Annotated in this window: 14 protein-coding genes; 2 read left to right on the top strand and 12 right to left on the bottom strand. The window is 50.3% G+C overall.

The window, feature by feature from the left end:
- Positions 1–2: 2 nt before the first annotated feature.
- Both KJW29_RS04660 and KJW29_RS04655 read right to left on the bottom strand, forming a co-directional pair.
- A complete protein-coding gene (locus KJW29_RS04660; protein WP_214628927.1) occupies positions 3–2,996 on the bottom strand; it encodes an extracellular solute-binding protein in 2,994 nt (997 codons plus the stop codon).
- Positions 2,993–4,123: an ABC transporter ATP-binding protein gene (locus KJW29_RS04655; RefSeq protein WP_214628926.1), complete on the bottom strand. Its 1,131-nt coding sequence runs from the start codon at positions 4,121–4,123 to the stop codon at positions 2,993–2,995. The genes KJW29_RS04660 and KJW29_RS04655 overlap by 4 nt, the downstream gene beginning before the upstream one ends.
- 414 nt (positions 4,124–4,537) lie before the next feature.
- Between KJW29_RS04655 and KJW29_RS04650 the strand changes: the two genes are divergently transcribed.
- Positions 4,538–5,908 carry an ABC transporter substrate-binding protein gene (locus KJW29_RS04650; RefSeq protein WP_214628925.1) on the top strand — a complete coding sequence of 457 codons (1,371 nt, stop codon included), beginning with the start codon at positions 4,538–4,540 and terminating at the stop codon, positions 5,906–5,908.
- Between the two features lie 94 nt (positions 5,909–6,002).
- Positions 6,003–6,380: a RidA family protein gene (locus tag KJW29_RS04645; RefSeq protein WP_214628924.1), complete on the top strand. Its 378-nt coding sequence runs from the start codon at positions 6,003–6,005 to the stop codon at positions 6,378–6,380.
- Between the two features lie 84 nt (positions 6,381–6,464).
- Here the strand turns inward: KJW29_RS04645 and KJW29_RS04640 are convergent, their stop codons facing one another.
- The 10 genes from KJW29_RS04640 to KJW29_RS04600 form a co-directional block, all read right to left on the bottom strand.
- On the bottom strand, positions 6,465–7,229 hold the full coding sequence (locus KJW29_RS04640; protein WP_214628923.1) for a creatininase family protein: 765 nt from the start codon (positions 7,227–7,229) through the stop codon (positions 6,465–6,467).
- Positions 7,226–7,999 (bottom strand): SDR family NAD(P)-dependent oxidoreductase, encoded by a 774-nt coding sequence (locus KJW29_RS04635; RefSeq protein ID WP_214628922.1) that lies wholly within the window; start codon positions 7,997–7,999, stop codon positions 7,226–7,228. Before KJW29_RS04635 ends, KJW29_RS04640 begins: the two co-directional genes overlap by 4 nt.
- Positions 7,996–10,299, bottom strand: coding sequence for an FAD-dependent oxidoreductase (locus tag KJW29_RS04630; protein WP_214628921.1), 2,304 nt, complete (start codon positions 10,297–10,299; stop codon positions 7,996–7,998). Before KJW29_RS04630 ends, KJW29_RS04635 begins: the two co-directional genes overlap by 4 nt.
- Positions 10,300–10,304: 5 nt before the next feature.
- Positions 10,305–11,060 (bottom strand): glycerophosphodiester phosphodiesterase, encoded by a 756-nt coding sequence (locus KJW29_RS04625; protein WP_281426332.1) that lies wholly within the window; start codon positions 11,058–11,060, stop codon positions 10,305–10,307.
- Positions 11,060–13,309: a hypothetical protein gene (locus KJW29_RS04620; protein WP_214628919.1), complete on the bottom strand. Its 2,250-nt coding sequence runs from the start codon at positions 13,307–13,309 to the stop codon at positions 11,060–11,062. The genes KJW29_RS04625 and KJW29_RS04620 overlap by 1 nt, the downstream gene beginning before the upstream one ends.
- Before the next feature lie 36 nt (positions 13,310–13,345).
- The gene (locus tag KJW29_RS04615) at positions 13,346–14,458 is read right to left on the bottom strand and encodes a hypothetical protein (RefSeq protein ID WP_246608585.1); all 1,113 of its coding nucleotides are present in this window, start codon (positions 14,456–14,458) and stop codon (positions 13,346–13,348) included.
- Positions 14,459–14,687: 229 nt separating this feature from the next.
- Positions 14,688–16,301, bottom strand: a complete 1,614-nt coding sequence (locus KJW29_RS04610) for an Ig-like domain-containing protein (RefSeq protein WP_214628917.1) — start codon at positions 16,299–16,301, stop codon at positions 14,688–14,690.
- Between the two features lie 15 nt (positions 16,302–16,316).
- Positions 16,317–18,419 carry a hypothetical protein gene (locus KJW29_RS04605; protein ID WP_214628916.1) on the bottom strand — a complete coding sequence of 701 codons (2,103 nt, stop codon included), beginning with the start codon at positions 18,417–18,419 and terminating at the stop codon, positions 16,317–16,319.
- Positions 18,420–18,567: 148 nt separating this feature from the next.
- Positions 18,568–18,699 (bottom strand): hypothetical protein, encoded by a 132-nt coding sequence (locus tag KJW29_RS36425; protein WP_281426331.1) that lies wholly within the window; start codon positions 18,697–18,699, stop codon positions 18,568–18,570.
- Positions 18,700–18,824: 125 nt separating this feature from the next.
- The gene (locus KJW29_RS04600; RefSeq protein ID WP_214628915.1) at positions 18,825–19,868 is read right to left on the bottom strand and encodes an efflux RND transporter periplasmic adaptor subunit; all 1,044 of its coding nucleotides are present in this window, start codon (positions 19,866–19,868) and stop codon (positions 18,825–18,827) included.

Below are 19,868 nucleotides of genomic sequence, written 5' to 3'. Positions count from 1 at the left end.
GCTTACTCCCTCCTATATGGCTCGTCATATGGCGTAATGTGCAAATCGTAGTCATCAAGCATCCCGAATTCTTTCTGTTTCCTCTCCATCTCTCGCAGCAGGGAAAGCTGAGCTCTCTCCAGCGCCTCTCTTGGCGGATCGCCGCTGACGATCGTATCGTTCCATGCAAAATCCATCGCTCTTGCCAAGTAGTAATAACCCGGGACGTACGGAAGATTTTTTACCCACCGGTTTTGCTCATTCAACCTGTTTAGCTCTTCTTCCGTCCATAACAAATTTTGAAGCGCGTTCGAGTTAGCCGTGTTCCACCGATAGGCGATGCCGGCAAACGACTCGATATCCAATCCATATTGGACTTGGGCTTCGTCAGAAGTCCACCACTCCAGAAACTTCCAGGCCTCTTCTTTTTTATCGCTGGCCTCCATCATAAACGCCGAGGTCGTTAATTGGGACGCCCAACGCTCTACCGTTCCGTCCTCCTGCAGCATTCCTGGCAAAGGCAGCATGCCCCAACGGCCGGTTAACTCCGGTGCCGCAGTCATCAACTGAACATACATCGTAAGATCGCCTACACCGACAGGTATATCTCCATCACGGAAGTGATTAAAAAATACAGGTACATCCTTCGGCAGATTATATTTGCTGAACCACGCCGTCCATTGCTTGAAAGCTGTCAGACCTTCCTCGCTCGTTAACTGCGGCTGCATGCCGTCAGCCGTAAAAAACTCGGTTCCTTGCTGATAATACGGCATGACAAAATCCGGCTTGGAAGTAAGAACATTGTCTTGCATCAAAGTGATTTTGGGGTACATAAAGTTCATGCCGTTCTCCTGAAGCGTCGGCAATATCGCCTCGACGTCTTCCCACGTATTCGGCGGCTCAAGCTTCAGCTGGTCAAAAATATCGGTTCGATAAAACAGCATGTTGTACATCTGCGTTTCCGGCAAGCCGTATACGCCTCCATCATATTGATACGAGCGCATAAGTCCGGAATTAAATCGATTTTTGACGTCGTCGAAGCCCGGATACTTCGACAAGTCTTCTGCCGCTCCGCGCATGGCGAATTCTACAGGCGTTTCCATCGCTATGCCCAATGCCAAATCCGGCTGATCGCCTGCCGCAGTGCTCATCATGAGCACGTTCTGATTCGGGATCAGATTAACATTAACCTCAATGCCGGTATTCGGAGTAAACTCGCGCTCAATCATAACCTCCAGCAAATCCACGTAATCCCTTCCGCGCATGACCCAAATCGTTAGCGCATCCTCATCATTGACCTCATTTGTGTCATACTGCTGAACAAACGTCCGCATGAAATTGGAGGCAGTATATTTGATATTGTCCCATGTATTCGGCACCTTTAATTTCGGGTCTGTCCGAGGATTGCGCACGACGATATAATCCAACCTAAGCGACTGATTCTCGATCGTTGTGATCCAGGTGTTTATGCTCGTTTTTATTTCTGCAAATGCACTGATTTGATTCGGAATATTGTCAATGTCTTCAACAAGCTTTTCAATCCGATTAACCGCCGCGTCAAGCGCTGACGACGGATCGGTTGCCGCCTGGTTTAAACCTAGCAAATAGTCTCGAACACGGCCTATATCTTGCTGCACCGATCGCAGCTTCGATTCCATCTCCGGATCATACCTCGTTACTTCCCAGACCCGCGCCGTATCGAGATTCTGATCCGCCCCGAATCCGTAATTTCCCGAGATCAGACGTATATCTCGCTCTATCGCAGTCAGACTTGCATTAATTTCGCCAAGCGCTGCCACGACAGGGTAGATGGGCGAGTTATCCGCAATCATCGACAAACGATGTTTTCCTTCCGTTAAGTAGAACAAATAAGGTTCTTCGTTTTCGTCCGCAAGCGATTTGATCTCGTAGGCTCGATTGGGACTGAACGGGTAGTGCAGCATTTCCTGGAAAGGCACCTTCCCGTCGATCATAATCGTCCGATACACGACGGCGTCCCCGACATAACCTTGAAAATACTTCAGATCGATTACATAATGACCCGATTCGGGCACCGATATTTCCCATTCCAGCTCTTCGCCGGCCGTTTTCCAGGTCTCTCCGCCAACTCCGTTATAAATAAGCTTTCCTTTTGGATCCGGTGAAGTAAAGGATTGCGAAACACTTAGCGTTCGGACGTTTATCGCCGATTTCCGATTAAATCGCTCCGCTTCGAACAACTGAAACCACTTAACCGATTCTGTTAGGGGAGGTCCTTCGCTGATATACGACTCATAGGAAGGTATTTCTTCCGGCGTTGTTAATGTAAGCGAATACAAGGATACCATTCCGGCTACACCGACCATGCGTATCGTATGTTCGCCTTTGGTCAGCGCAAAACGCAGCGGTTCAGAGGATACCGAATAGTCCGTTGCTTTCCCGGCGTTCCAGCCCATCAGCTCCTCGGATACCGGGCGAATTTCATTGCCGATCGAGTTTCGTTCATAAGGAAACTGTCCATCCTTCCAGTAGCGGGACAATCCGATACTCTTTGCTTCAAGAAATGGATATGTCCCGTCTATCTGGATCCCGCGAATGATCCGTGCGAAACTTTCATCGGTCGGCGCATAATCAATGACAAGATTATATATATCGTCCTGAGGAACATCCACGATCCATTCGATCCAGCCTTTCCCATTACGCCAATCGATTACGTTCTCGAGCTTCTCGTCGTCCCTTCGCCGCGAAAGCTTTGCCTCCTCCGATGATGAGCTGTATTCGGTCGCCAGCACGGTTATACTTGCATGGTTAGAGGGCTGCTGCGACTTATAGGTGTCGCTGAGCAATTGTTGGACATAAGGTACCAGCCCTTGATCGCCTTGCTCCGCTCCTTTATTCGTCAATTGAATCTCTTCCCCCGAAAGCACGGGATATACTTCCGGCTTCCCCTCCAACGCACGCCATGCGATGAATAATAGAATACATAGAGCGATAACCGCGATCATGACGATCCTGCGCGGCAACCCACGGACCCTCATGCATATTCCCCCTTCGCCGTGAGCGATACTCCGCTTTCCTGATCAAAGAAATGAGCTTTGTCCATACGCAGCGCAATGGTAATTGCATCTCCCACTTGAACGGCTGTATGCGCTTCCGTGCGAACAATCAACGTATCCTTTCCGAACGATGTATATAAGAACGTATTTGAACCCATTGGCTCGCGCATATCGACAACTGCGGACGCTTTCCAATCCGAATAGTTTTCTAGCGCCCACTCTTCGCAAAAAATGTATTCCGGTCGAATTCCCATTACAATCTGGCGCAGGTTTGCCTTTGCCGACCGAATATGAGGGTAATAAAATGGTGGAATTTTTAATCTAACCCGCTTGGAGTCGAAATAATACTCATCATCGATGGACACGATCGATCCATTCATAAAATTCATCTGCGGCGTTCCAATAAACCCGGCAACAAATAAGTTATTCGGATAGTCATAAAGCGTCTGCGGGGCGGCAACCTGTTGGATCTTTCCATCCTTCATAACGACGATTCGGGTTCCCATCGTCATCGCTTCCGTCTGGTCATGCGTAACGTATACCATCGTCGTTTTTAATTGATTGTGCAGCTTGCTTATCTCCATCCGTGTCTGTGTCCGCAACTTGGCATCCAGATTCGACAATGGCTCATCCATTAGAAAGACTTGAGGTTCGCGAACAAGAGCGCGTCCCAGCGCAACACGTTGCTTCTGGCCGCCGGATAATTGGCTTGGTTTCTTTGTGAGAAAGTGCGAAATTTCCAGCATTTTGGCTGCCCGATTTACACGCAGATCAATATCGCTCTTCGCCACTTTATGAAGCTGCAAGCCAAGCGCCATATTCTCGTAAACGGACAAGTTCGGATAAAGGGCATAGTTTTGAAACACCATGGCAATATCCCGATTTTTGGGAGAAACATAATTCATATATTTATCATCTATATAGATATCGCCCTGGGAAACCTCCTCCAAGCCGGCAAGCATTCTGAGAGTGGTAGACTTGCCGCAGCCAGAAGGACCGACCATTACCAGGAATTCTCCGTCAGCCACCTCCAAATGAAAATCGTTGACCGATGGTTCCGGCTCCCCCTTGTAGTATTTGTAAACATGATTAAAGGTTACGCTCCCCATACTAGGTCACCCCCAATTTCTAATTTATGAATCTTTTTCAAATACATAAATCAATAATAACAAATGGCTTCCATCTCGTAAACAATAATTTTGCTCTTTGCTTGATCATCGTTGCACAAGATCCAATCGACAATTATGTTTATGAATAAAATTCCTTGACATGAAATTCGTTCATGTTAAAATCAAAACATAAACGGCTTCCAAACTTTTCTTAAAATATAGGAAAGTATTTGATTTCGACGCACTTTCTCTATATTTCTCGGAACGAAACGCGCCCCGCCGCCAAAGGACGGCGTAGCCGTTTCGCCTTGATCGGAAGACGTAAGCGTTATCATATAAAGGGGGGAGACTGCAAGCTACTTCTAGAAGCGGCAGCAGTGTCAGTTTGGCAATAAAAAAATGGAGGCGATGTCAATGAAAGAATTATGGAAGCAGTTCCGCAACAGAAACACCCTGCTTGGACTATCATTAATCATCCTCATACTTCCAATTTTATCTGCTTGCACGAATAACGGAAACAACAATCCGGCTCCAACTACGTCGGCAACACAAGCGCCGACTCAAGCAGCCGAGCAAACGCCGGCGCCAGAGCCGCCGAAGGATCCGGTAACCTTAACGATGATGGGCTGGAATATCGGCACCTTCGGGCCTGTCATTGAAAAGTTCGAGGAAATGTATCCATGGATCACGATTGAAACGACAAACAAGATCAACGGCTATATTATCAAAAACGTTATAGCTGGCGAGAAGGTTGATCTTATCCTTGTCGACAACGGTTTGTCCGAATGGATGGCCGGCGATCTGCTGGTCGATATGAAACCATTTGTAGATAAGGATCAACGCATCCAAAGCGCAAAGACGGTAGACAATTTGCTGAAATCATTCGAAACCGGCGGCAAGCAGTATGCCATGCCTTATTCCGATATTCCGATGTGGATTGTTGTCAACAAAGAGCTGATGACGAAATACGGCATTACGATGCCAAGCAATGACTGGACTTATGACGAATTCCTCGAAGTGGCTAAACAAGCTACGAATTCCGCCAATGGCGACTGGGGCGGGCATGGACTTCAGCAATTGGCCGAATTCAGAGCGATGGCTAACGGCAATGCCGCCGGCTGGCGTTATATGAATGAAGATTCTACTCAGAGCGTGGCTCATACGCCGGGCGTGATGGCGGACCTGCAATGGATTCAAGAGCTGACAACCAAGTGGCATATCCAGCCAAATGCCGAAGAAATGGCTTCGCTTGGCATATCAGCAAATCCGGCAGAAGCGTTCTTGAACGGCAATATCCTGTTTTTCGTCGGCGCCGATTGGGAGCTGGAAGGCTTGAAGCAAGCTTCCTTCGAATGGGATGTGCTTCCAATGCCGAAAGGCACCGTAAAGCAAGCTACCGTTCATCAATCCGGTTCGATCTCGATTCCATCAAACTCCGAGCATATCGAGGAAGCTTTCCTGTTTATCAGCTTCTTGTTTGATATTGAAGCCCAGAAAAAATTTATCGAAACGGGTTCCGCCGCTTTCGTCAAAGACCCTGCACTCGATAATTACTATGATGAAGTGCCAATCTGGCAGGGAAAAAATGTTGAAGCGATTAAACTGTCCGCGGATATGTGCTGCTTCTCCAGCGATCCGAATACGGTAGATCTCGGCTCGCTGGCCGGAATCAATAACGAAATCTCCACCATGCTGTTAAATGGCGGCAATTTGAGTGAAATGATACCTAAGATCGAGGCCTATAATACAAAAGCAATTGAAACCCGCGGTAGACTTGCCTGGTAAACGATGACGGAGATGCCTGTGAGGCTGGCAGAGCTTAACTCTTCAGCCTCCCCCTGACTGTAAAGACTGGCGAACGGCAGAGAGGAACATAACATTGAACATAAAGAGACAAAGCTATGGAACAGAAGAGATCCCCTTTTCGCCATTCTCCGAGTCGGATTCTCATCTATTTGTATCCGGACAAGGCGGAAACGACCCGTTAACAGGCGAAATTAAAATCGGCGACCTTGAAAGCCAGACCATCAATACTGTAAAAAATATCGAGATCATTCTTGGGCAGCGTGGTTTAACGCTGAAGGATGTGGTGAAGGTCAATATATTCTTGACTAATCGCCTGCATTATGAACAATTTAATCAAATATACTCGCTTCTATTTCCACGACCCTATCCTGCGCGCACACTCGTCTATTGCGACTTGAATTTTGACCTGCTTGTCGAGATTGATGTGATAGCCAAGCTCAAACCTGTATGAGAAGATGTAATCCCGTTCCCCGAATTCATAATCACTTCCGTCCTATGACCGTCGAAACTCCAAAGGGAGCCGCGACGGTCATTATCATTCCATAGATTGAATCGTGCGAATCAACCATAACGAAACGCTGTCAATAATGGCATCGAGGTAAATCCTCCCCTTGTCTTCGGTTGCGTGTATGGCTGCATCGGTATAACCATCAACGCCTGTCAGCTCCTGATGTCTGCCTATAAACGCACCAGGGGGTCCTGAATTGATCCATGGACGGCCAGTATGCTCTGACGCGATGCAATCCGTGCGCACCAAGTCCGGCCTGATTGCCATCACAGCCGAAGTCTCGAACCCTCCGGCATGACCGGGCACCATGCCGACTTCGCTTGCATTTACGGCATGAAGCGCCTCGCGCGCCACGCTCCAATAGGAAGCCGAAGCCGTCCAGATGGGATATTGCACGGCAAGATCATTGGCGGTTTGATGCATAATCGGCTCGTTTCCTCCATGCCCGTTTAGAAAAATAATTTTGCTGAAGCCGTCTTTTACCAGACTTTCCCCGATATCGCGCAGGACATGCATATACGTCGTTGATGTAAAAGACAGAGTGCCGCCAAATGCCAGATGATGCTGGGAGCAGCCGATCGGAAGTAGCGGAGCAAGAAGAAGCGGTACGGAGTTTAATGCTTGCTCCGCCGCTTTTACAGCGATATATTCGCCAATTATGCTGTCCGTAAATACGGGGAGATGCGGACCATGCTGCTCCGTAGCGGCAAGAGGGACGACGACCGCATAACCTTGCCGCGCCATCTTTGTGATTTCTTCGCGCGTATAATCGCTAAACGATACTCGTTTCATTGATGGAACCCCCCATCTACCGCATACAGAGAGCCTGTTACGTAAGAGGCGGCGTCAGACAGCAGGAAGGCGGCAACCTCGTTTACCTCGTCCGCTCTGGCGCTTCGGCCGAGCCAGACATTGCGGACAATCGCCTCCTTCTCCTTCTCCGATTGTTTGGCCAGCCCTTCGTCCGAACTGAAGTCGCCGGGGACAAGCACGTTGGCCCTAATGCCGTCACGCGCATAATCTTGTGCCAGCACGCGAGTGAAGTGATTGAGGCCCGCCTTGGCCGTTCCGTAAGGGGAGCATTCCGGCGACGGAATTTGTCCCAGAATGGAAGAAGTGTTGACGATCGAGCCGCCGCCGGACCTTATCATTAACGGCAGCCCATACTTGCTTACCAGAAACGTGCTTGTCATGGTTCCTTTAATCGTGTCCTCCCATTCCTGCAGCGATAACTCGGTCGCACGCTTCCATACGCTCGTATATACATTATGATAAATGCCATCCAGCCTGCCGAAACATCGCTCAATCTCGGCGATCATGTCGATCGTCTGATCCTCCGAGCTAGCATCCGCCTGGTGAAATACGATTCGTTTAACGCCATATTCATCGCGAATCCGCTCCATCTCGGGAAACTGGGTAATTGGCGTTCGATCGCAGCAAAACAAAACTGCTCCCCGCTCCAGAAACATCGATATTGCCGATCGCCCCAATGCGCCCAAGCTTCCGGTTATCAGCACGACTTTATTTTGCAATGTCTTGCCGATTCTTACTTGATCCATCATGGCTTCTCCCCTTTCGAATAACAACGAACCTCGTAAATTGCCGCAGACGGATCTCCATTAGTAGACAGAACGCTCAGTCGCAGCCGTTCTGTCCGGACAGACTTCTCAAGCACAAGCGCCTGCTGGCGCTGGTAATTGCCGCGCATGGCTCCAACCTCCGTCCACACTCCTTCGATAAGCGCCTCCGCAATCATGTCCTTCGGACACTGAGGATCCCGATACAGCCCCGGATATTGCCGATAATCACGAATGAGATGGCCGGGAAATGTCAGCTCGACGCGGCCAAGCGCGATCGGCTGCTCCCAGACAAGCTCCAACTGCTGCGGCAGCGGCGAAGCAGGGTCAGAGCGCCATAGATTGGTGCTGCGGTAGGGACGAGTTACACCGCTCACCACATGATCGGCCCCATAACATGCCTGCGGCGGTTCAATCTGGAAGCTCATCATTGCCCCGCTGCCGTACCTTCTCATGATTCCGTTTCCAAGCTCATATGCGCTGACATGTCCGGGCTCGATCGTTGCCGCCGAAGGCCAGCGAACGAGCGGATTCTCCATTAAATCCAGCCGCACATATCCGCCTCGCAGAGCAGACGAGTCAAGACCTACCGCCCACTCGACCCATCCTTCCCCGCCAGGTTGAACGGTCAATACGGCGGTGGCAAGCGGCGCCCCGGGATCAACCCGATAATCCCACAAATGCTCGACCGCATACAAGCGAGCCTCGACGAATTGACTGGTCGTATCCGACAGATTGTCGAGCCATACCGATATCCGTTCGATTCGATCCGATCCGACGGCAATCCATTGTCCGCGTCTTCGCTCCAGTACATCTCCTGAAGCAAGTCCCGCGCTTGCGTCATTCGACGCCGGACCGCAGCCCGAGAGCATAGCTTCGCTGCTCGCCTTAATAACCGCCTGCCGCGCCAAGTCATGCTCATCCGCCGTTTGGACATTCGGAAGAAAGCAGCCTGCCCGAAGCAGCGCTTGCTGCACCTCGTGAATCGCCTGCTCCGGCACACCGCGTACCGCGATCCCGTTGCGGACGGCGACAGCGGCAGCAGTACCCGCGGCTTGCCCCATGATCGCAGTCGTTCCCATCACGCGAACCGTCCCAAGCGCGGCATGCGTAACACTGACATTGCGACCGGCCATCATCAGATTGTCCATGCCCTTGGCAATCAGAATGCGAAGAGGGATGCCGTAAGGACCAACATAGCTTTTGGCCATGTAATTTCCGCCCGTCTGCGACTCGACGGCAGCTTTTTCGCTAAATTCCGCAAGCAGGCCTCCCGGCTCATGCAGATCGATAAACCATCCGCCATAAGCGACTTCGTCAGGAAATACCGTTTTTTGCAGCGGATCATGTTCGGTCATCAAATATTCGCCGATAATTCGACGGCTCTCGCGCTTGCCCGGCACCTGGCCGACCCAATCAAGAGCATAGTTCTGTGCTTCGTCCTTTAGTCGCGGATCCCGATTTTTGATCCAATCCCAAATCCCAAGAACATGCCGGGTCAGCTCGTGCCGCAGTGTCTCATTGTCATAAATCGTATGCCAAGGCACGGATAATTCGATCCACCAGAAGCCGCTTCGCTGGTCGGATGGCCATCTTCCTTGCTTGTAAAAGAAATCGGGATCATCATAACGCACTGCCCAATCCGGCGCCGAGAAGGGCACGGGGTAGCCCATGTCCTTCGCCTTGAAATGAATCGAGTTGCCCATAACCGCATCGCTCGCTTGCTCGGGAGCATGCGGTTCGCCGAATTCATCGCGGCTCTCTGTTCCAAACCGCCACTCGCAGCCGGCAAGCGATGCCACTATGCCATCACCTGTACAATCGATAAACGTGTTCGCTCGAAGCGTCAACTCGGTTTCTGCATGGTTGACGCGCACAATGACGGCTTCCACTGTCCGATCATCCCGCATCCGCACCTGCGTAACGCTGGAGTTTAGATGGAACGTGAGGCCCGGCGTCTTAACCGCCATATCGTACATGATTAAATCCCAGACACTGTTGATATAGCCGTTATCAAATGTCGGATTCTCATGATTGTGCGCCCGCTCCTCGATCAGCAGCTCCGAGATGACGCCCGTCTCTCTCGCATAGGCATGAAAACTGGCCGCCCCTTGAGGGGGGACGCGAATTTCCGACGAACTGTTGCCTCCGAACACGGGCCGGTCCTGTACGAGGCATACGGTTGCTCCTTGCCTTGCCGCAGCGACGGCGGCGCTGAATCCTGCCAGCCCGCCTCCGCAAACAACGACATCGTAATTTTCCTCCACTGCGCGGTAACCGCTCATTCGAATCACCCTCTTTTTTCAAAATCAACTGCCTTCGCCATTCGTCCGATATCATTACCTAAGATAAAATCAACCCCGCGGCCCAGCAATCGCTTCATATTTCTTTCATAATCCTCTGATAAAAAAGAGCAATGGACTAGTTTGCCGCAATTTTTTATTTCGTTAACCATCTCTTGCGTCACAGCTTCGGCACTGACGCTAACCGCCGGATGTCCGTATTCGACCGCATTGCGCAGGATCGGACCATAACCTTCAGGTCCCGGAGCTCCGTCATTTTGCGTAAACGCCAAGGGCTGAGTCTGCTTCACTTGATTGATCACGGCAGGCCTCCCGAAAAACACAACCTGATCCAGCATGCTCCGGCTTTCGATTTGCCGTAACAGTGCCAAGCAATCCGATGCCGGCAATTGTTTGACATGCAAGATTAGAACAACCCCGCATTGCTGAAATTCATCCAGCACTTGTCTCAGCGTCGGAATTCTTGTCTCTTTCCTGCCTGCGAATGCAGGTTCATTCCGATATCCCGCATCAAGCGTATTTAAATATCCGGCATAACTTAATTGCTCTATAAACCCTGTTCCATTGGTCGTTCGATCTACTGTAGGATCATGCATCATCACGTACTCGCCATCGGCAGACTTGTGGACGTCCATCTCGATGCCGTCAGCACCTGCCTTGATCGCTTCTCGAAATGCGAGCATCGTATTTTCCGGGAAACAGTCCGAGTAGCCTCTATGTGCTTGCAACTGCAAGGTTCGCATTAAGCGTTACCGAATTGAACACCTTGATAGCGGACAACACATCCGTATTGCTTTTCGCCGGAAGCGACACACAGCAAGTCGTCCTCGGACGAATAAGCCAGGTCAGAAATATAATGAATATCGGCCCATTCCGTATCCTGCTCGGCGACCTCATTATTATCCTTGATCACCCTTGCTCTTCCCAGATCAACAAATCCGCCGGCCTTCGAGAAATGAAAGACATGCCCCGCATCCCTGACGCCGCCGTAAACGCCGATGACCTCATCATCGTTTACCTTGATGAACTGGCGAAGCTCCCCGCTGGAATACAGTCTTCCATAGGTCGTCGAAGCCCCGTGATCCGGCGATAATGTAAATAATATGCCATCCTCCGTACCCGCCACTACAGTACCATCGGCAAGCACGGCGCCACCCGTCACGGTCGCTTTAAACGATCTGCCCCGAATCGAAGGGGTTCGAACGTTCAGCTTGTCGGCTCTCTCTTCTGCAACAGCATAGATCAGCAGCTCGTCATTCGGACCGGACAGCAAGAGATGATTGTCATCCAGCTTAATGAAACAAGCGAGCTCCGTCTCGACTCGTAAACCGTTTAATCTGCGCATGATACCGCCGCCCAAATCGCAAATATGGACGCCGCCTTCCCGATCGCTCGCAAGCAAATTGTCTTTCCCTAGCCTGCCTTGCAGCTTGACGAGTTCAAGCTCGCGCGGTACGGCTAAAGCTTCCCTGCAACTGCCGGATTCCAGATCGATTTGGACGATAAAGCCGTTCGCAGTCAGTACGGCAACCGATCGATCATCCATATCGATACAGGAAACAGGGGCTCCGCCATCATATACGCGCTCGATTCGCCGCGGTGCATGAGCGGTATAGTCGGACTCGGTTAGATAGATGCATCCTTGGCCGCTAACGGTATACACGTTCCCTGCCGCAGTCCGCACATGACTCACAACGGTATGCTTCCAATCCATATGCTGATGAAGCGGCAAGGTTACGGTTCTATCTGCAACGATATGCATAAATGCCGGGCTGCCAACGCCGTTGTAAGCGGGCTCCCAATAAGGGTGGAGCTCCGCCGCAGCCGAATCCTCTCCTGGCGGATGCAGCTGCTTTACGTCTACCGCCAATATATAGGGAGAGAACTCGCCGCATACATCCACCATATGAAGAATGCCGCGATCATCAAAAATCATTTCGCAAATATATTGCGAATCCAGCCCATTAGGAACGACAAGTCCTAAATTTTCGGGCTGGCCTCCGTTCAATAGATCCCATCTGACCAATCGGATCGGACAATAGCCGTCATTTGCTTTCAATCCGTAGTAAAGGACAAAATTTTCGTCGGCGGCAAATCCGCCAATTCCATAAGGATTGTTCGGCACTTCGCCGGGGAGATGGATATAACCGTGCCTTGTCACCTCGAGCGTCTCCGGATGGAGCTCGATAATTTCGCTGTCCACGTTGTCGACCATCAGCAGCGTGTTGCGCGGGGTATGGAGCGCAAATATAAACTGTCTGCGATGTTTCGTTCCGTTCGGGGATTGGAATTGTATTTTCAAATCTTCGATTTCATCCCGTTCAGGATCATATCGCCAGATGCCTCCCGTATAGGAGCTGCCATAGAAGCGCCCCCTTTCATCCTTAACCAGCCTGCAGGAGGAAAATTCGGACACCTTGCCGTAATCCGTGACCTCGTTCGTCTCCAAGTCGATCCTGTAGAAATGTCCTCTCATATAACCCAAAAAATAATAATAGCGAGCATTGTTGCCAAGCATTCCGCCATAAATGCTTTCTCTCGGCACCGGTATGCCTTTGACTTGAACCTCATTCGTGTCGGGATCGACGATCATCAGGATCGAGCCCGGGTAACCTTCCCACGGATGCTCGTAAAACTGCTCGAACATCCATTGCTTATGGCCCGGAGCCGGCGCCGTGTTGTGCGTAGCCATAATGAGCTTTCCGTCAGGCAGAAAGTCAATACTCGTATGGATCTTGCTTGGCGGCATTTGCTGATTGTCGACGACCCATATTTTTGCAACATCGAACATGAGCCGCAGCTCTCCCGATTCCGGATAATATTCGTAAAGCAAGGCCGTCAAAGGCTTCTCGTTTTCACCGCATACGCTTACAAAAAATCGCCCTTCAGGCGATCGCACAAAATCCCAAACTGCATTATGCCCTTCGCTATTGGGCAGTTGAACAAATGATGTATACTGCTCCGGGATAGCCGCATTTAAATGATGCTTCATAAAATTCCCCTCCAGAAATGTTCTTCATCGATAAGCTTAAGACGGTGAATATGTAATAGAAAGCTCTGGCGTATCCATCTTTCTTCTATTATAAAGGGACTCCATTGCAAGACAGATCATGCCTGTCGAAAGCAGCGTCCGTTCCATCGGGAACGGCGGCTCTCCTGTCATGATGAATGCTTCGATGATTTGCGTTAACCGTTCAAAATGCTTGAAGGGCCGATCGAGATCGCTGTCGCACACGGCAGCCGCCACTTGATTCTCCCCATAGCGATAGGCATAACCCCACAGCTCCGTCAGTCTCTTGAACTGAATAATATAGCCCTTCGTCCCATCCTTATATTCGATTATAAATAGGGCCGGCTCCGGCTCACTCTCTCTTGGAATCGCATTCGGCAAATCAGGATATGCCTGCAGCGCATGCAAAAGCAGCTCTTCGGGCCACTCCCCCCGATCCATCATCGCCCAAGCTTCTCCGCCGACTCCATCGATCAGCTGTACAGAGCGAACCCCTGTTTCGCCGCCCGTTCTTCGTTCTGCAAGCGATTGCATAATATCCATGGCGTGAAAGCCGTAAGCTTCAAGCCCTCCATTACTAATCATCAATATTTCGGATAATGTTTTCAGGTTATCCGGATCGAATGCAGGTACCGCGTCGGTATGCGGAATCGAGGAACCGCCCAAAAACGGAATGTTTCGCGTTTTCATCTGATTATACATCCATAAAGCATCGTTATAATCGTACGCCAAGTGCTTATCGGAAAAAATAGGAACCGCCAGCCCGAGCTCGTCGAGGGCCGCAATCGTTTCCTCCAGAAAGCGTCGCCTCGGGTACATATGCATTCCCTTCTCGTTGAACGGATAGTCTCCATGCTCCCCAATAATAACGACGCCATCGACTGGCCCCTCAGAGTGGGCGGCACGAATGGCTTCGCCGATTGTAGCGCAAATCGGTATACGATGTTTTTTTGCCTCTTCCCTGCTCATATCCCCTTTCGGAACTTGATCGGTATAGATGGAGACAACCTCGATCTGCGGCTCATATTGAAAGCTGCCCAAAAGCCGCCCCAAAATGACCTCCGCATGGGAATTGTAGCGGTATTCTGTAACGATAGCCGCCACCTTCTTCTTCTTCGCGTTGTCTTTCATCCTTCCCCCTCCTTTTTCCATATACCAAAATTTTATATCTGCAGCTAGGGGTAGTCAATCATTATTTTCACCATTGTGAATCTTTTTTCATGTTTTAGATAAAAAACGATGCCTCAAACCAAATTGTCGCAAGATTGACCACAAACGTGGCCGATCCTGCGACAACCGTCATGATTAACTTCGATTCATTTCATCTTAAAACCGACGATTTCGTAAATTCCGTTCCTAATTATTTACCTTTCCCCTTCGGCACCGTTACCTGAGCAGTAACCGTCGTCGTAAAACCCTCGTGATCGACTACGGAATAAATGATCGTATATATACGGCCATTTCCGTTTCCAGATCGCTCGGCCCGCAAGCTAAATGAAGTATCGGCCGTTCCAAAATCGGCATCCTGTATATCATCCGAGGTATTCCCATCGCCTGAACCATTATCCTCCTCGTTGCTGGTAATCGATACTAGCTCGAATGAGGCAATGGCAGAATGGCCATCACTGTGCGTAATCGTCGCTTCGATCGGCACCATCTTATGATTAGGCGGCGACAATTCCGTTTTGTTCAATACAACACCGATTACCGGAGCAGCCTTAACGACCAGATCAATCGTCGACGTCGCCGTATCGCCGGATGGATCCGTTACGATGACCGTGAATTTGTCGCTGCCTATATAGTCCTCATTCGGCGTATACGTCCAATTGCCATCCGTGTCCACCGTTGTCGTACCTTGAGCAGGAGCGGCTCCGAGCGCATACGTTAAAGCATCTCCGTCCGCGTCCGTTGCGGCAACGATTCCGCTTACTGGCGTATTCACGTAAGTGGTGTGCGTCGAATTCTCTACTGTTGGCGCCTCGTTCTCGCTCATCAACAGCTTCTTCAAATATACTTTCCGTTCATCCTCAACGTCGTAGCGGAGCTCCGTCAACGATTCGACATGATCCCACAGCTCATCAATTTCCGAAGGGCTCAAGCTGTCCAAATTCGGAATGGGGCTTCCGTTCGCCTCGCCCGCCGCAATCAGCGGTTGAACATGCGTATTAAAAAATTGCCGGTCAGCCGCATCTCCGTTCGTTTGCCATACAGCGGTCACTTCTGCTGCAGTCGAGCCGAACTTCTCCCACGCCTTCACAATCATATTTTTCTGGATCAAAGTACGTTGTTCCGCCGTTGGTACCGCGAATTTCAGCTCATGGAACCTGCCCGGCTGATGCACGTTGCCTCCCCATGTCGGTGAGTTAGAGGGGGACCAGCGGATCATGCTGAACTCCCACTTTTCGCCATCCAGCGGCACATAATCGTAGACGGCTTCCCACGGAATAAACAACACGGTTCCCCATCCTGTAGGAATTTCTTCGTTTGTCACGGAAACGAAATCCTTAAAAGGACGATTGTCGCGATTTTCGGTCTGCCATTCGTAATACTCATGAGAGCTGCCATCCATATGGATGATCATCTGATGATAAGGAAGGTCTCCTTGACCGGTCTGCATAAAGAGCTCGATCGCGCTGCTCTTTAGTACACCGTCCTCGGTTCTCTCCGACTCGTTTGACTGGAAGAAGATATTTAGCCCTTCCTCGTTATAAACCATATAGAAGCCTGTATCCCGCGGGCCGCCGGGTGCAATTGGCGTTTGCACCCAGTACTGGACGAATCGGTTCTCCTTGTACAATGGATTGTCGAAGTAATCGCTGTTGTACCAATCCATCGGCGTTGATAGATCCTCCGAAGAATAGGTAACCTCATAAACATTTTTGGTTTCCCCGGCAGCTGCCATCCCTTGCGGCAGGCTCAGCAGCAGAACAAGCGCGAACATCAGCAGAACGCTTCTTTTCGTTTTTCTCCTCATGGATATCCCCCCTCCTTATTCCGCAAGCTCAAGCATGCGAAGGATATGGTAGATCATTTCAAGCCTGATCAAATCGGCGGACATCGAGCGCTCATCGCTGACTTCCAGCCAATTCAGCGCTTTATTTGCGGCTTCGACACGATCCGCCTGACCGGAGGCGATTGCATCCTGCGCAACCTGCTGCAGCTTCGTCGCATAACGAATATCGTCGATGCCTTCGCGGAACCCTTCCCATGCGAGCGTGTCAATGATATCGGTTTGCGTCGGATAAACCAAGGCGAGCTGGCGGTACGTAGCATCCACATCATCGTTCCAGGTGTTAAGGAAGTTCTCGTAATAGATATAGTTATAAGTAGCGTCATAATTCGCTTTGTACAGCCACATGCCGTGGCGTTGACGCATCAAATCCGGGTTTTCCGGGCCAGTATGCGGATACGCGTAGCTGGTAATCAATTTATCTTCGCCCAAAGCATGCCAATTAGCGGCCTGTTCCCTCGTCATTTCTCCTGCCCAGTTTAAAAATTGCTCCTTCGTTTCCAGCTCCAAGTGAGAGCCATGTCCTGACGCGAATACCTTTCCGCCAAGCTCATCCTGGATATACTTCCAAAGCTCTTGCTGGAATTGCAGCATCGACCAGCCCGCTTCGTCCCAACCGTCGAAATAAATGTTCGTATGCCCGACATAGTTGCTAATGGTCGCAAAAGCTTCATCGAGGACCGGTTTAAAATCCTCTACCCCTTGGCGCCATAATGTGTAAAATTGATCCATCTTGGCTTGATTCTCCGGCGTTGGATCGGCTTCATATTTCGCTTTCCAATTGAGATAGTTGCTGTAGTGGGTAAAAATCGTATACTCGGGAAAGGTTTGTTTCGCGCCAAACAACGGATTCAGTTCAAGTCCGGCCCCCTCCATTAACTCCAGTTGGCGGAAGAAGTATTGACTGTCTGATGCGTTATAGATCGGCGCCGGAATATTTACCGCGTTGTGCTCCGCCATATTCCGATATTCGTTCGCCAGCTTCTCGTCAACGAGTGCCGCGTTTCCGCCCGACTCCTTCATATACTCCCGCACGCGACTCTCGTGATACAACATGACATAGAAGTCCTTATCCACATCGTAGTACGTCTTCGGGTCAGGCAGATCAAACGGCAGCACTCGGATCTTTAAAGTGATTTGTCCGGCAGGGACGCCGTCTGCGGTAATATCAATCGTTCCGGTGTAGAAGCCCTCCGGAGTTCCCGCATCCACTTTCGTTGTTATCCACATCTGCTTCGACTCGCCTTGCTTCAGCTCGATTGGCAGCAGCACTGGACTGTCCTCAACCGGTTCGGCCAAATGATCGAATTTTTTATTTGGCTTCGTAAAGACGTCTACATACTGCGAGCCTTCAGGATAATCAACGCGAATGTAGTTTTTCTCCAGTTCATGATCCACGCGCACCAGGTTTTCGTCATGCAGCAGCAGCTCGGGCACAAGGACATTTTTTGAGCCGTCAAAAAAATAGCTCTGCCAAGCCGTTCCGCCTTGGTACCATGTTTTGATGACGTGCATATCAATGGCGCTGGCAGGAATGACGCTATCCGTTCCTTGCAAATCGGATATTGCAAACGTTACGGAGTCTACGTCGCTAAGCGGAGCGAGTACGAACGAAGCCGCTTCATATTCGTCTTGCGCCGAAATAACGTTTAGCTGATCCGTAATGGCTCCATCTGTCGGAAGCGTGTTTGGCAGACGTTTTTCCGGGCTGAGCGCTGCGGCTTCATACACGATAAACGGCGTGTTCGTCCATAATTCGGAAGCGCTGCCCGTCGTGGCATCCTTCGCCAGCTTAAGTGCATACTTCATTGCCTTCTTCGTCTTCAAGCCTTCTTTAAACGAAATGTCCGAGGATCCCACTACCGCGGTTGCTTCATCCCTCACGGTTTCAAGAAACGGCACCAGCTGCGGTCGGCTTGTCGCAGCAATGACGGAGTTGAGTTCGTTTAATTGCTCGTTCAACTCGTTCTCGGTCCATGTTTCGTCGGAAGCGTATATCGCCGACGGCGCCATCCCGGGCGTTGTATTTAACAGCAAAAGCATGCAGACCGTGATGGCGGCAATGATTAGTCGTTTTCGCATTTCATAATCCCTCCTGTTTTCATCGAATTTCCGCTCGGCTTGATGCCGGAACTGGCCGTCTTATGATAGAGGTGGACTTGTCCCTTTCCTTGCCGAAACCCCAGTATGTAAACGCATACATTTTGTGATTGATAGGGCTTCTTTTCTATCAGACGTTCACGATGGCCTTCTGGATCACTCCTTCTTTTATTTCCTTCATTGCGACAATAAGCTTGAGCGGCCATCCCAATCGTTCGCCGCAGTGCAGGAAATACCCGTATTGTTTTGTGCCTGCATCCATATTATAAATCATATTTTATGTATGTAAATAGTTTTTTAAATTTAATAAAATAACATCGGATTTTAGCTGATTTTTCGGACGTTATTTTGAAATGTATTCACAAATATAAACTCTCTTGCGATCAATCAATTAGTGACAACGATCTGTTGACCTTCCGCAAGGCCCGCTACGATTTCAACCTCTGTCGGCGTTACGAGCCCCCGCTCCACGTCCAATTCGCGACTTGTTTCCCCGTCGACAACCAGCACAAAATCTCTGCCTTGATAATTGCGCAGCGCACCGCGCGGGATGATCAAGGCATTCTCCTTGCGCACAAGCTCCAAAGCAAATTCGAGGTTATCTCCAAGCCGGATAGAGTCGGGAAGTTCATTTTCGAAATCGAATAGTAACGTTCTCTCAAGGATGGCGGCCCGCGAGGAGTTAGAAGCATTGGCGGATCCCGTCGGCAATGAAGCTACAATCCCTTTAATCTTCTGAGAGCTATCTGGATCGGTAAGCACTGCCGACATCCCCAGCTTCAAATGGGATAAGCGGGACGACAGGTCGCCGATATATCGAAGCTGCAGCTTATCCGTCCGGGCAATGCCTGCCACCGGCTGATAGGACGTGACTGGATCACCCGCTCTGATACTGTCCGCAAACGTCACGATCCCATCCGTTAACGCCCTTAATTCCCGCTTGCTTTGACGGTCCAGCAGCAAGTCGAGCTTCATCTGCTCGATCCTCAGATTCGTTCGAAGCAGCCAAAGATTGTCCGTATTCACCTCGTCTAATCCTGCTTCAAGCTCTTGATTTAGTGCTCTTTGCCTATTTTCGACCGCCAACTGCTGCTGAACGAGTTGCATGTCGAAATTGCCGGAATCCAGTCGAACGAGAACATCGCCTTTATGGACAATATCTCCGGGCCGGACCAACCATTGCCCCAGTTCCCCATCAATCTCGAAGGAATAATAGTCCGTTGCGGAAGGAACGATGATCCCGGTCCCTCTCATTTCTAAAGCAAGCGTACCCCGTTTGACCTCGAACAAATCCAGCTCGACGCTGGCCGGCTCTATGAGCTCCGGAACTGCCGCTTTGCGTTCTAGAGCCCGTGTACAGCCCGAGAGGAGCGTAAGATGGAATATCAAAATAAGGATGCAAAAATACGCATTTTTATCGCACCTGTTCAT

It is taken from the genome of Paenibacillus agaridevorans (assembly GCF_018604145.1).
In the GTDB taxonomy this organism is placed as follows: Bacteria; Bacillota; Bacilli; order Paenibacillales; family Paenibacillaceae; genus Pristimantibacillus; species Pristimantibacillus agaridevorans.
This window is presented reverse-complemented; position numbering and strand designations above follow the sequence as displayed.

Coding starts and splice junctions, on each gene's coding strand:
- KJW29_RS04660 (WP_214628927.1), bottom strand. CDS start 2,996: ATGAGGGTCCGTGGGTTGCCGCGCAGGATCGTCATGATCGCGGTTATC.
- KJW29_RS04615 (WP_246608585.1), bottom strand. CDS start 14,458: ATGAAAGACAACGCGAAGAAGAAGAAGGTGGCGGCTATCGTTACAGAA.
- KJW29_RS04655 (WP_214628926.1), bottom strand. CDS start 4,123: ATGGGGAGCGTAACCTTTAATCATGTTTACAAATACTACAAGGGGGAG.
- KJW29_RS04625 (WP_281426332.1), bottom strand. CDS start 11,060: ATGCGAACCTTGCAGTTGCAAGCACATAGAGGCTACTCGGACTGTTTC.
- KJW29_RS04630 (WP_214628921.1), bottom strand. CDS start 10,299: ATGAGCGGTTACCGCGCAGTGGAGGAAAATTACGATGTCGTTGTTTGC.
- KJW29_RS04620 (WP_214628919.1), bottom strand. CDS start 13,309: ATGAAGCATCATTTAAATGCGGCTATCCCGGAGCAGTATACATCATTT.
- KJW29_RS04640 (WP_214628923.1), bottom strand. CDS start 7,229: ATGAAACGAGTATCGTTTAGCGATTATACGCGCGAAGAAATCACAAAG.
- KJW29_RS36425 (WP_281426331.1), bottom strand. CDS start 18,699: ATGGATGCAGGCACAAAACAATACGGGTATTTCCTGCACTGCGGCGAA.
- KJW29_RS04605 (WP_214628916.1), bottom strand. CDS start 18,419: ATGCGAAAACGACTAATCATTGCCGCCATCACGGTCTGCATGCTTTTG.
- KJW29_RS04610 (WP_214628917.1), bottom strand. CDS start 16,301: ATGAGGAGAAAAACGAAAAGAAGCGTTCTGCTGATGTTCGCGCTTGTT.
- KJW29_RS04635 (WP_214628922.1), bottom strand. CDS start 7,999: ATGATGGATCAAGTAAGAATCGGCAAGACATTGCAAAATAAAGTCGTG.
- KJW29_RS04600 (WP_214628915.1), bottom strand. CDS start 19,868: ATGAACAGGTGCGATAAAAATGCGTATTTTTGCATCCTTATTTTGATA.
- KJW29_RS04650 (WP_214628925.1), top strand. CDS start 4,538: ATGAAAGAATTATGGAAGCAGTTCCGCAACAGAAACACCCTGCTTGGA.